Below are 12,138 nucleotides of genomic sequence, written 5' to 3' on the forward strand. Positions count from 1 at the left end.
GGGCTCCACTCCTTTCTTTGGTTGTATTTTTTTCGCACTTACTACCTTACCAGGAGGAGAGCCCGTTTTTCATCTATTTTGCTTACATATCTGACAGGTTCCTTATTATACCAAATCAGGAACCTGTCTTTTTTTCTCCCACAAACATTTTACTCATACGGAAAAAAATTAAAAGAACTGCCCCATTTTTTTGAGGCAGTTCTTTTTACGTTTATTCCGTCGATACGGATGGATCGGCTTGTTCTTTTTTCGGAATGACTTGGAAAAAGTGTTGCTTTGGTTGTTGCAACAACGGTTGAAGTGTTGCTGCTTCTTCATGCTGTTCATGTTCGATAAGTAAATCAATATATGTGCCAAGTAGTTCTTTGACGTCTGCTTTTCCTTTTTCGTTTAGTGGCTGAATCGAGACGTTTGCGCCTTTGGCGATTCGGCGTTCAAGGGCTGCTTTCGTTAAGCCCATTTCTGGTTGGTGACGTAAATAAACGACACCGCCTGTCATCCCTGCACAAATCCATGGACCTGGGTCGCCGAGAACGAGCCCGCGTCCGTTTGTCATATATTCAAAGGCAAATCCTTTAATGTTTGCGTGAACACCGATATTGCCGTGTTCAACTTCAGGGATTGGTTTTGTCACTTGACCACCGATAATCATATCCGCTCCTGATAAGCGAATGCCTGCGCGTGCGTCAGCGTTTCCTTGCACAATGAGCAATCCTTTTTGCGCTCCGTAGCCAAATCCTTTTCCGACTGAGCCGTTGTAAAACTTTCCGTCTTTTCCTTTCGCTTTAAAGACGAAAATGCCGCCGCCAAGCGATGTTTTTCCGGTTCCGTCTTGCGTTCCACCGTCAACGTGAATATGAATGCCAGTGACGTTATATGCACCGAGTCCATTGCCGGGTACAGATCCATCTTTATAACGAAGAGATATGTTTGGCAGCTTTTTATAAGATCCGTCTAATCGACCACGCACACGATGGCATGCGACGCGGCTGCCGAGCACGCGTTGTTCAGCTGTGACAGTTGAAAATTCGCGTGAACGATGTAAGTCTTCAACATGATAATCTAAATATTCAGCCCCAGCTGCAACGGCCAGTTTTCCTTCTTCTGATGTCGCCGCCACTTCTTTTTGATACCATTGACCGATTTCTAATGGCTTTAATAACGTCGCTAAATTCATCCGATCGCGTCCGCGCGTTTGTTCAAGCAAGTCAGAGCGACCGACAAGCTGTTGTAAGTTCGTATAGCCGAGCGAGGCGGTGAGCGCTTTTAGTTCTTCACCAAATGCTGTAAAGAAGCGAACTAAGTTTTGTACCGCTTGCTCGAATTGTCTCGGAACGAAACGGCGTAAACCATGTTCTTTCGCTTGTGCTTCCGATTCAATTTGCGTGGCGATTCCGACATGGCATGTATCTAAATGACAACCGCGACATGTTGTACATCCGATCGCAATCATCGCTAATGTACCGAAGCCAACGCGGTTGGCGCCGAGAAGCATCACTTTGATCACGTCCATCGCGCTTTTGATGCCGCCATCTGCCCAAATTTCAACTTGGTGGCGCAATCCGGCTTCTAAGAGCGCGTTGTGCGCTGCTTTGACGCCAATTTCTACAGGTAAGCCAACGTGTTGAATGGCATGAATGCGCGCTGCTCCCGTTCCACCGTCGAAGCCGCTTAGCGTAATAATGTCCGCACCAGCTTTTGCGATGCCGACAGCAATCGTTCCAATATTAGGGACGACTGGCACTTTGACAGCGACTTTCGCTTGGTCGTTTGCTGTTTTTAATTCAGCAATCATTTGTGCTAAGTCTTCAATGGAGTAAATGTCATGGTTGTTTGACGGTGAAATTAAATCAGAGCCGATCGTCGCGTTCCGAGCTTCAGCGATTTTAGCTGTCACTTTCGACCCTGGCAAATGACCACCTTCACCTGGTTTTGCTCCTTGCCCGATTTTAATTTCTAGTAAATTAGATGAGTTAAGCAGTTCAGCATTGACGCCAAATCGTCCAGAAGCGACTTGTTGTCCGCGCGTGCGCGGATATTTGCCGAGCATATCTTTAATTTCGCCACCCTCACCGTTTAAGCTAATCATGTTAAGACGGTTCGCTGCCTCTGCATAAGCGCGGAACGCAATTTCGTTTTGCGAACCAAATGACATCGAAGCGATAACAAAAGGCAAGCTATGTTCGCCGACAGAAATGTCCACGTGTTCTTTTTTAGCTGGCACGTCGGCCTGTTTTAAATCTGTTAAATGACGAATAGCTGTTGGCGTTTCTGTTTCGATTTCCGTCAATTTTTCGCGATATTGATCGTATGAGCCTGTTTGTGCCACCTCGCCAATCGCTTTCCAAATGCGTGGAAAGACGTGAAATGTTTTGCGCAACTTTGCTTGTTCTGTTTCAAAATCGTTTGCGCGTGCGATAGCGTCTTGTTTTAATGCTTCAAAATTTTGGGCAAGCGAATCAGAACCAAAAAAGTTAACAATATTTAATACAGCTGCGACTTCTTCATGCAAGCCGATCGATGAAAAGAGACGGCTATATCCGCGTAATTCGTGAATACCGATCGTTGAAATGACTTTTTCAAGCCCCTTATTTAACGCTTGGAACAAATGGATCGCTGGTCGAGTGGACGAATCAGCAACTGTCGCAAACATTAAATATGGGCTAATGACGTTTGCGCCAAGTCCGTATGCAACGATGAAATCATGCAATGAACGAATCGCTCCAGAACGAAGAAGAAGCGAACAGTTTCTCCGCAATTGCGCTTTTGTTAACGCTTGATCGATCGCCGATATAACAAGAAGTGGATCGATCCATAAATGACCATTTTGATGCGCTTTTGCATCGTCAATGACAAGCAACGTTTTTCCGTTTGCCGCAGCTGCGCATGCTTCTTCGCTTAAACGGGCGAGTGCCGTTGGAATCGTTTCATGTTCAAAAAATGTGGCTGATATAAAGTATGTCAATTGTTTTTCTTCAAATGTATGAACGAGTTGATCGTACGATGGTTGCTGCAACATTTCTGCACATTCATTTCCGAGCTTTCCTTCGATTAAAATAGGTGAAAGAAGCTCGACTGTGTAAGGACGTTCCTCGTTTGAGACGATACTTGGTCGTTTTCCGACGACAACGCGTGTAGAAAAATGTTCTGTTTCACGGTCGCGGTCAATGGCAGGGTTTGTCACAACAGCTACACTTTCTTTTATAAAATCAGCAATATTTTTTCGTTCAGGATCGATTGCTGCAAGCGGAGCATCGTGACCGAGCGAGCGAATAGGCTCTGCGCCTTTTTCTGCCATTTGTTCGAGCAATTGAATATGTTCACGATCCCAACCGAATGCTGCATATTGTCCGTTATGCACTTTTGTTGGTTGGGCCATAAGCACATACGTTTTGAACGTTGGCGTTTGGAGACGTTGGCGCATATTTTCGATATTTAAACGATTTCGAATGCGATTGTATACTTCTTGTTGATAATCTGCGTATTCATACATACGAATTGTTCCATCCGCTTGCCATTTTAAGCCGATTTTTTCTCCCGGCGCGAGCGGTTTTGGTTCTCCCGTATATTCGCATACAGGAATAATGCCTGGCTCAGATGCAAATACGTAACGGTGTTCTGTTTCAATTTTCCAAAGTGGTCGCAATCCGAGCGCATCGACGCTAAATACTGCTTCGTCTGCATGGCGAGAAATGATGCCTGCAGGGCCTTGGGCGAAATGTCCCCAAGCTTCGCGAATGTAAGTATATAAATCTTGTAAATGTGCTGGATAGTTTTTTATTTCATTTACAATTGGCGGAAATAAAAAGTCCATCGCTTCAAATAACGTATAGCCATCACGATAAATCAGTGTTTCCATCGTTCGGCTCAAGTCTTGCGAATCGCTTCCGCCGTTTGTCAATGGAACACCGATCATTGTTGCCTCTTCACGTAGTTTAGCAATCGTGTTAATTTCACCGTTATGACCTAAGACGCTAAACGGTTGTACACGGAAAAAGTTGGATAGTGTATTTGTTGAATAGCGATTATGGCCAAGCGTCATCGTAGATGCGACAAGTGGACTCGCTAAGTCGTGATAATATTTTGGTAAAATATCTCCAGCTCCCATCACTTTGTAAATGGCATGATGGTTACTAAGAGAGGCGACATGAATATGTTCATCTTTTTCTATTTCAATCGTTAATTCAAATAACGTTTTAGATAACGTTTCATTTTTGTTTGGTAAAAGGGCTACTTGCCAAAATACAGGTTCTTCGCGTAAAGCGATTGGACCGAGCGCTGAAGAAGAGGTCACGCGATCAGATTCAAAAATAAGATTGAGATGAAATTGATCAAACAATTGACGCATACGTGCTTTTTTCTCTTCGACATTCGTTGTTCGCGTAATAAATATATGGCCAACAATAAAATCGTCGCGGTCGACGAATTGAGGATCAAGATGGGCAGCAGCAAATTTTTCTTTCCAAAGCGCTTTCGGAATGTCAATATGAATACCGACGCCATCTCCTTCACCATTGATGAATCCGGCGCGATGATTCATTGTGACGAGGGCGTTAATACATGTTGTAATGTTTTCCTTTGTCGGAATGCGTCGTTTTTCAACCGCAGCGACAATTCCACACGCATCGTGTTCGTGCTCATAAAAATGTTGAAATGAAGTTGGATTCCACCGTTGTTTCATAGCATGCGGCTTGTAAGCGGCTTGTTGCTCGCTTCTCGCCTTCGCCACCTCCTACACAAAACTTTTTTTAAGAAATAAAATTTTCTGAATTTTATAGTCTATATTAGCATGTTTGCAGAAGAAAATCAATTATTTATTCATATTTTTGGATAAAATATTCAGTTCATGTAACAAAACGTTCACGAATAATGTAAGCGTTTGCATTGTCTTTGAGCATAAAAAACGAGGGAGGAATGGATTTCCTACCTCGTTATAATTGTATATTTATTCATTTTTTAAGGATTTAAATGCGTGTCCTACCGCTTCGATTGTGTATTCAATATCTTCTTCTGTATGAGCTAATGTAATAAACCATGCTTCATACTTCGAAGGAGCGAGATTAATGCCTTGATGAAGCATAAGTTTGAAAAACTTTGCGAACATCTGCCCATCTGTCCGTTCCGCTTGTTCATAGTTTTCTACTTTTTCTGTCGTGAAGTATACAGTGAGCGCTCCTTTTAGGCGGTTAATTGTAATAGGAATATCGTATGTTTTCGCATGTGTTAAAATGCCAGCCTCTAACATCGCACCGAGGTGATCGAGATGTTCGTACACGCCTTCTTGTTGTAATACTTCTAAACAAGCAATACCTGCTAAAATGGATGCAGGATTTCCCGCCATCGTTCCTGCTTGGTAAGCAGGGCCAAGTGGAGCCACTTGTTCCATAATGTCTTTTCTACCGCCGTATGCACCGATTGGTAAACCACCACCGATAATTTTTCCGAGTGCTGTTAAGTCTGGTTCGATTCCAAGCAAGTTTTGAGCACCGCCATACATAAAACGGAAAGCAGTGATGACTTCATCATAAATGACAAGGGCGCCAGCTGCGTGAGCGATGTCGTTGATCGCTTGTAAAAAGCCTGGTTTCGGTTCGACGATCCCGAAGTTACCGACAATTGGTTCAACGAGAACGGCAGCTACTTCGCTTCCCCAACGATCCATCGCTTGTTTAAAAGCCTCTACGTCATTAAAAGGAACAGTAATGACTTCTTGAGCGATGCTTTTTGGTACGCCTGCTGAGTCAGGTGTACCTAATGTAGATGGGCCAGAACCAGCCGCAACAAGAACGAGATCGGAATGCCCGTGATAGCAACCTGCAAACTTTACAATTTTATCACGACCGGTGTAAGCGCGTGCGACACGAATCGTCGTCATGACAGCTTCTGTTCCTGAATTGACGAAACGTACTTTTTCTAGGGAAGGGATCGCTTCTTTTAACATTTTCGCGAACGTAATTTCATACGGTGTTGGCGTCCCGTATAAAACACCATTTTCAGCCGCATGTTGAATGGCTTTTGTAATGTGTGGATGAGCATGTCCGGTAATAATAGGGCCGTACGCCGCTAAATAATCGATATATTTATTGCCGTCTACATCCCAAAAGTATGCCCCTTGCGCTCTTTCCATCACGACGGGTGCACCGCCTCCGACAGCTTTATATGAACGAGAAGGGCTGTTGACACCGCCGACGATATGTTCAAGCGCTTCTTGATATAATTGTTCAGACTTCGTAAAATTCACGCGAAGCCTCCTCCTTTTATGTAAAATTTCTTTCATGGTGTTTATTTTATCACATTTATTTGAGCACACCATTTGTTGAGTTTAAACATTTTCGTTACACTATTAAATAGTGATTTCATGAGAGGTGAGAAACATGTATGCGATTGAAGTAGAAAAACTACGAAAAGAATTTAAGTCGTACTCTAGCCGTTCTGGGTTAGCTGGGGCGTTTCGTGATTTATTTACGAGAAACTATAAAATGATTCGGGCTGTCGACGATATTTCATTTACTGTTAAACAAGGGGAAATGGTTGGCTACATCGGAGAAAATGGGGCAGGTAAATCAACGACAATAAAAATGTTAACAGGAATTTTAACGCCGACATCTGGACGAGTCGTTGTAAATGGGATGAATCCGCATAAAGAGCGGGAACGTTTCGTGCAGACGATCGGCGTTGTGTTTGGACAGCGATCACAATTATGGTGGGATATCGCCGTGCAAGAGTCATTTCGATTGTTAAAAAAAGTATATCGTGTCTCCGACCAAGATTATAACGAACATATGGATCACGTGATTGAAACGTTAGATATTGGTCCGTTGCTTGATAAGCCTGTGCGCAAGTTATCGCTCGGTCAGCGAATGCGCTGTGAATTAGCAGCTGCGCTCATTCATAATCCGCCACTTTTATTTTTAGATGAGCCGACGATCGGTTTAGATGTGCTTGTCAAGTTAAAAATTCGTCAATTTTTAAAAGAAATTAATGAAAAATACAACACGACGATTTTATTAACGACGCACGATATGACAGATATTGAAGCGCTTTGTGAACGCGTCATTATGCTTGACGAAGGAAAAATCATTTACGACGGATCATTGCAACATTTGAAGCAAAATTGGGGAGAAGGAAAGCAAATTCATTTTCAATTTCGCGATATCGTCTCAAAAGAAGAGCTTATGCTGCTCGTTGATGCGGCATGGGAACAAGGAGAGGACCGATATAGTTGGGTGGCGCATGTTCGTGCCGCAGATATGGCACATGTCATTGGAAAAGTCGTTTCCTCCTATGAATTAAAAGATATTCATATTCGCGAAGTATCGACGGAAGAAATTATTCGCAACATTTACGAAGAAGGGATTCATCATGGGTAAATACATTGAGATGATTCGTATGCGTTTTTTAATGATGTTAGCTTATCGCACGAATTATTATAGCGGCATTTTTATTTATAGCATTAATATTGGCGCGTATTATTTTTTATGGTCTGCCATTTATGGAGGGCAGTCATCTATTCAAGGAATGACAGTGGAACAAATGACGACGTATGTCGCGATTGCTTGGATGGCAAGAGCGTTTTATTTTAATAACATTGATCGTGAAATTGCGATGGAAATTCGTGAAGGAAAAGTGGCGATTGAACTTATTCGTCCGTACAACTATTTGATTATGAAAACGATGCAAGGGCTTGGAGAAGGGATTTTCCGACTCATTTTCTTTTCGCTTCCCGGCATGGTCATTGTCACATTTGTTTTTTCACTCCAATTTACAACGAATGTTCATACGTGGGGATATTTTGCTTTGTCGACAATGCTTAGTTTTATTATTAATTCTCAGCTCAATTTAATAGCTGGGATGGTCACGTTTTTTACGTTAAATGGAGAAGGGTTACTTCGCGCCAAACGATTTGTTATTGATTTATTTTCAGGGCTTATTTTACCAATTAGCTTTTATCCCGAATGGGCACAACATGTGATGCACTATTTGCCTTTTCAAGCGATCAGTTACATTCCGAGTATGATTTTTACGGAAAGCTTTACGGGAGATGCTGCGATGAAAGGGATGTTGTTTCAAGCGGTTTGGTGTGTCGTATTAATCATGCCAATTTATGTATTATGGAAAGCAGCCAAACGAAAACTCATCATTCAAGGGGGGTGAACATATGTTTTATGTATCGATTTTTTTTCAATATATGAGTCAATATGTAAAAACAAAGTTGCAATATCGTACCGATTTGTTTGTTGAGTTTTTGTCTGATTTAATGTTTCAAGGTGTGAATTTAATTTTTATCCTCGTTGTATTTGGACATACGCAATTATTAAATGGATGGACGCGCGATGAAATTATTTTTATTTATGGCTTCTTTTTAGTACCGTTTGCTTTGTTTGCTGCGTTTTTTAATATTTGGGATTTTAACGAAAGATATATTGTGCGCGGGGAAATGGACCGTGTATTAACCCGCCCTGTGCATAGTTTGTTCCAAATTGTGCTTGAACGAATGGAATTAGAGTCGCTTCTTGGAGGAATTACTGGTTTAGTTGTTATGGGTTATGCCGCATCAAGATTACATTTATCGTTTCATTGGTATGATGTCATTTTATTTGTGTTGTTCGTTTTAGGAGGAACGTTCGTTTATGCAGGTATTTTTATTTCGTTAGCAAGCATTAGTTTTTGGTCTGACGCACGCAGTTCGATTATGCCGATGATGTACAACATCGGGAATTACGGAAGATACCCTGTCGATATTTACAATCGTGTTATTCGCTACGTTTTAACATGGATTTTGCCGTTTGCGTTTGTTGGTGTATATCCGTCAGCGTATTTTTTACGTAAAACGGAATGGTATACGTACTCGTTTTTGACGCCGGTGATGGGGATTGTTTGTTTTACGTTGTCGGTGCTGTTATGGAATGCGGGCGTCAAACGTTATCGCGGTGCGGGGAATTAATTTAAACATCCTCTCGTATATATGAGGACAGGAGGGGATGTTGTGACGTATGTATGGATTGGGGTTATTGTTTTTATCATATGTATGAGCTTTTTCTCATTTTGGCAGACGAAGCGTTCTGTCATTTCGATAAAAAACTTTATTGCCATTTTATTTGTGTATTCAACGACGATGATTGGCTTTGCGCTTGTATATACGATTTTGCATATAAATGGACATGTTGTTATGATGGAAAATGGGAAGAATATAGAGACCTCTAACTTTTTGCAATATGTCGAAACAAGCCTATATTTTAGTGCAGTCACATTGCTTTCGGTCGGCTATGGGGATATTGTGCCGATTGGAATCGGCCGGTGGATTGCGATGGTCGAAGCGTTGCTCGGCTATGCGCTACCTGCCGCTTTTGTTGTTCGAACAGTAATGGATGTAGAAAGAAGGTAGGAGGGGAAATATGGAAGCGCCTGACTTTACATTGCCAGCAAGCAATGGGGAAAACGTGACATTGTCGCAATTTCGCGGGAAGTATGTCGTATTGTATTTTTATCCAAAAGATATGACGCCAGGATGTACGACAGAAGCTTGTGATTTTCGCGATCATCATGAAGTATTTGAGGAACTCGGGGCGGTTGTAATCGGTATTAGCCCTGATTCGATTGTTCGGCATAAAAAATTTATTGAAAAACATCGCTTGCCGTTTTTGCTGCTTGCTGATGAAAAACAAGACGCAGCGAAGGCGTATGACGTATGGAAGTTAAAGAAAAATTTTGGGAAAGAGTATATGGGGATTGAGCGTTCGACGTTTTTAATCGATCCAAACGGTCAAATTGTGAAAGAGTGGAGAAAAGTAAAAGTAAATGGGCATGTCGAAGAAGTGTTGAACGCTTTAAAAGAGGCGGTTGGCTCAAACAAATAAAAGGATCGTTGCGTACGATATAGTAGAGCACACACCTCCTCAAATATGTATGCGGCGATTCTTCAAGAGTCGCCTTTTTTTCTTACCTAAAAATACAATTGACAAACGGTTTCATTTTTTTGTACACTATTTATAAAAATTATAAAGTAATAATTATAATTTTTATAAATGAAAGTGAGGTGCATGACGGTGACGCACGCACACCAATTAAAAGAAGCGCTTCACACGTTAAAAGAAACCGGCGTCCGTATTACACCGCAACGTCATGCGATACTCGAATATTTGATTCAGTCCATGTCCCATCCAACAGCGGATGAAATTTATAAAGCTTTGGAAGGAAAATTTCCAAATATGAGTGTCGCAACTGTGTATAACAATTTGCGTGTGTTTAAAGAAGTCGGTCTTGTCAAAGAACTAACGTACGGTGATGCGTCAAGTCGTTTTGATTTTGTTACGACACATCATTATCATGTGATTTGCGAAACGTGTGGAAAAATTGTTGATTTTCATTATCCAGGCTTAGATGAAGTCGAAGATTTAGCGGCGCATGTGACAGGATTTAAAGTTAGTCATCATCGGATGGAGATTTATGGAACGTGTCCGGACTGTCAAAAAGGGCATCATTAAAAAAGCTGGTAGCGACGTGGCTATCAGCTTTTTTTGTTTCTTGTTTTTCGATTATATTTTTCATCAAATTCTTTTCCTTCAAGGGTTGGATCGAGTGTAAGCGGTTCGTTGCAGTACATACATACATCGACTCGTCCTAACATTTTTGTTACTTTATTGCATGAAGGACAGACGACTTGTACCGTTTTTGTTGACAACATTCCGATCCAAAAATAGACGACTGTACTTGCGATAATAAACAACAATCCTAAAATCATAAATAACGTCATAACAATAGGTGATGTGCGGAAAAATATACCTGCATACATCACGAAAAATCCGATAAAAATTAAACTTAACGCAAACGTACGAATTTTGTTGATCTTGCTTGAATATTTCACACCCACATTTATCTCCTCCTACGCATAACTATAACATAAGTTTTAAATGATAAGCAGGAGTTTTTTTGAAATTGTCGAATACGGTCAAACAATGTTGAAAAGTGGAGGAATCGGTTTATGGAAGATGTGTTGCGTCCGATTTACCAAGAGCGAGCTAGTCATCCGCAAACGCTTGGAATTTTAATGATTGAAAAAGGGTCGGATTACTCTCCGGAGACGGATTTGTTTGATGTCGTTTTATTTGTTATCGTTCGGGAAGGGGAAGAACCGATTTTTATCAAACATTATGCGTTCGAAGAAAAGAGTGCATCTTTGCACATTGTAGATGAACGTCAAGTGAAAGAATGGGTGCTGCTCGGTTCAAATCGAAAAGTGATGAATTGGTTGTTGAATGGGAAAGTGTTATTTGATCGGAATGAATATATCGAACAATGGCGGCAACGTTTATTGCAGTTTCCGGTAGAAGAAAGAAAAGTAAAGATGGGGATAGAATTTGCTAAGTTAGTACGTCGATATATAGAAGGACGAAGTTTTTTTGAAAAAGATCAATGGCTTGATGCGTACAATCACGTATTACATGCACTTCATCATCTAGCTCGTCTATCTATTATCGAAAATGGTTTTTATCCTGAAGTAACTGTATGGAACCAAGTAAAACATATTGAGCCACAAGTTCATAAACTATATGCTGAGTTAGTTGGAAGTGAAGAACCGCTTGATAAACGATTGCAATTGTTATTTTTAGCAAGTGATTTTTTTATCCACTCGAAGTTGAAACAAGGAGCAAGTCATCTTATACACGTGCTTGAGAAAAAAGAAACGTCATGGTCTATGGCGGATTTGCTCAATGAACAAGAGTTGGCAGTATACGGCGTTGATTTAGCTATTTTGCTTGAATTTCTAGTTGAAAAACATATACTTTCTGTTGAAAAAATTGCAACAAAAGGACAAGGTGTGTTTCATAGACATTACATGGTCGAAAAAAAATAAAGAAAAGGTGTTGACGTTTAAAAATGTTCGTGATATATTTTTAATCGTCGCTACTGAGGTGTAGCGGCGGTTAAAAATAAAAAATGTTGACATCGAAAACATGATATGATAACATGAAAAAGTCGCTTCAAAAGCGACAAGATGTTCCTTGAAAACTGAACGAAGCGAAAAGCGTACAGAAGCTAAGGATAACTTTCTATGGAGAGTTTGATCCTGGCTCAGGACGAACGCTGGCGGCGTGCCTAATACATGCAAGTCGAGCGGACGATTCAAAAGCTTGCTTT

At 41.2% G+C, this 12,138-nt stretch carries 10 protein-coding genes and 1 rRNA gene; 8 read left to right on the plus strand and 3 right to left on the minus strand.

What is annotated here, in order from left to right; all coding sequences use genetic code 11:
* Positions 1–211: 211 nt before the first annotated feature.
* Both EKC99_RS14045 and EKC99_RS14050 read right to left on the minus strand, forming a co-directional pair.
* The gene (locus EKC99_RS14045; RefSeq protein ID WP_163152460.1) at positions 212–4,681 is read right to left on the minus strand and encodes a glutamate synthase-related protein; all 4,470 of its coding nucleotides are present in this window, start codon (positions 4,679–4,681) and stop codon (positions 212–214) included.
* Positions 4,682–4,945: 264 nt separating this feature from the next.
* Positions 4,946–6,241 carry a glutamate-1-semialdehyde 2,1-aminomutase gene (locus EKC99_RS14050; RefSeq protein WP_163152458.1) on the minus strand — a complete coding sequence of 432 codons (1,296 nt, stop codon included), beginning with the start codon at positions 6,239–6,241 and terminating at the stop codon, positions 4,946–4,948.
* A 133-nt stretch (positions 6,242–6,374) separates the two neighbouring features.
* Here EKC99_RS14050 and EKC99_RS14055 point away from each other — a divergent pair, with 133 nt between their 5' ends.
* From EKC99_RS14055 to perR, 6 genes are all read left to right on the plus strand, one after another.
* Entirely contained in the window at positions 6,375–7,370 is a 996-nt protein-coding gene (locus EKC99_RS14055) for an ABC transporter ATP-binding protein (RefSeq protein ID WP_055442010.1), read from the plus strand.
* Positions 7,363–8,154, plus strand: a complete 792-nt coding sequence (locus EKC99_RS14060) for an ABC transporter permease (RefSeq protein ID WP_009360867.1) — start codon at positions 7,363–7,365, stop codon at positions 8,152–8,154. The genes EKC99_RS14055 and EKC99_RS14060 overlap by 8 nt, the downstream gene beginning before the upstream one ends.
* Before the next feature lie 4 nt (positions 8,155–8,158).
* Positions 8,159–8,944 carry an ABC transporter permease gene (locus EKC99_RS14065; RefSeq protein ID WP_009360868.1) on the plus strand — a complete coding sequence of 262 codons (786 nt, stop codon included), beginning with the start codon at positions 8,159–8,161 and terminating at the stop codon, positions 8,942–8,944.
* A 42-nt stretch (positions 8,945–8,986) separates the two neighbouring features.
* Complete coding sequence (locus tag EKC99_RS14070) at positions 8,987–9,385, plus strand: potassium channel family protein (protein WP_019418547.1); 399 nt, start codon at positions 8,987–8,989, stop codon at positions 9,383–9,385.
* A gap of 10 nt (positions 9,386–9,395) precedes the next feature.
* A complete protein-coding gene (gene bcp / locus EKC99_RS14075) occupies positions 9,396–9,857 on the plus strand; it encodes a thioredoxin-dependent thiol peroxidase (protein WP_035064002.1) in 462 nt (153 codons plus the stop codon).
* A 183-nt stretch (positions 9,858–10,040) separates the two neighbouring features.
* The gene (gene perR / locus EKC99_RS14080; protein WP_026011847.1) at positions 10,041–10,484 is read left to right on the plus strand and encodes a peroxide-responsive transcriptional repressor PerR; all 444 of its coding nucleotides are present in this window, start codon (positions 10,041–10,043) and stop codon (positions 10,482–10,484) included.
* 23 nt (positions 10,485–10,507) lie between these two features.
* Here perR and EKC99_RS14085 read toward each other — a convergent pair whose 3' ends face one another.
* Entirely contained in the window at positions 10,508–10,870 is a 363-nt protein-coding gene (locus EKC99_RS14085) for a YgzB family protein (RefSeq protein WP_009360872.1), read from the minus strand.
* 111 nt (positions 10,871–10,981) lie between these two features.
* Between EKC99_RS14085 and EKC99_RS14090 the strand changes: the two genes are divergently transcribed.
* Positions 10,982–11,854: a nucleotidyltransferase-like protein gene (locus EKC99_RS14090; RefSeq protein ID WP_009360873.1), complete on the plus strand. Its 873-nt coding sequence runs from the start codon at positions 10,982–10,984 to the stop codon at positions 11,852–11,854.
* A 195-nt stretch (positions 11,855–12,049) separates the two neighbouring features.
* A 16S ribosomal RNA gene (locus EKC99_RS14095) occupies positions 12,050–12,138 on the plus strand; the annotation flags it as partial.

This window comes from Anoxybacillus sp. MB8 (assembly GCF_011006755.1).
GTDB lineage: Bacteria > Bacillota > Bacilli > Bacillales > Anoxybacillaceae > Anoxybacillus > Anoxybacillus gonensis.

What these genes read in the sequence shown, in the direction of transcription:
- perR (WP_026011847.1), top strand. Translation starts at nt 10,041, where the DNA reads ATGACGGTGACGCACGCACACCAATTAAAAGAAGCGCTTCACACGTTA.
- EKC99_RS14045 (WP_163152460.1), bottom strand. Translation starts at nt 4,681, where the DNA reads ATGAAACAACGGTGGAATCCAACTTCATTTCAACATTTTTATGAGCAC.
- EKC99_RS14090 (WP_009360873.1), top strand. Translation starts at nt 10,982, where the DNA reads ATGGAAGATGTGTTGCGTCCGATTTACCAAGAGCGAGCTAGTCATCCG.
- EKC99_RS14065 (WP_009360868.1), top strand. Translation starts at nt 8,159, where the DNA reads ATGTTTTATGTATCGATTTTTTTTCAATATATGAGTCAATATGTAAAA.
- EKC99_RS14055 (WP_055442010.1), top strand. Translation starts at nt 6,375, where the DNA reads ATGTATGCGATTGAAGTAGAAAAACTACGAAAAGAATTTAAGTCGTAC.
- bcp (WP_035064002.1), top strand. Translation starts at nt 9,396, where the DNA reads ATGGAAGCGCCTGACTTTACATTGCCAGCAAGCAATGGGGAAAACGTG.
- EKC99_RS14060 (WP_009360867.1), top strand. Translation starts at nt 7,363, where the DNA reads ATGGGTAAATACATTGAGATGATTCGTATGCGTTTTTTAATGATGTTA.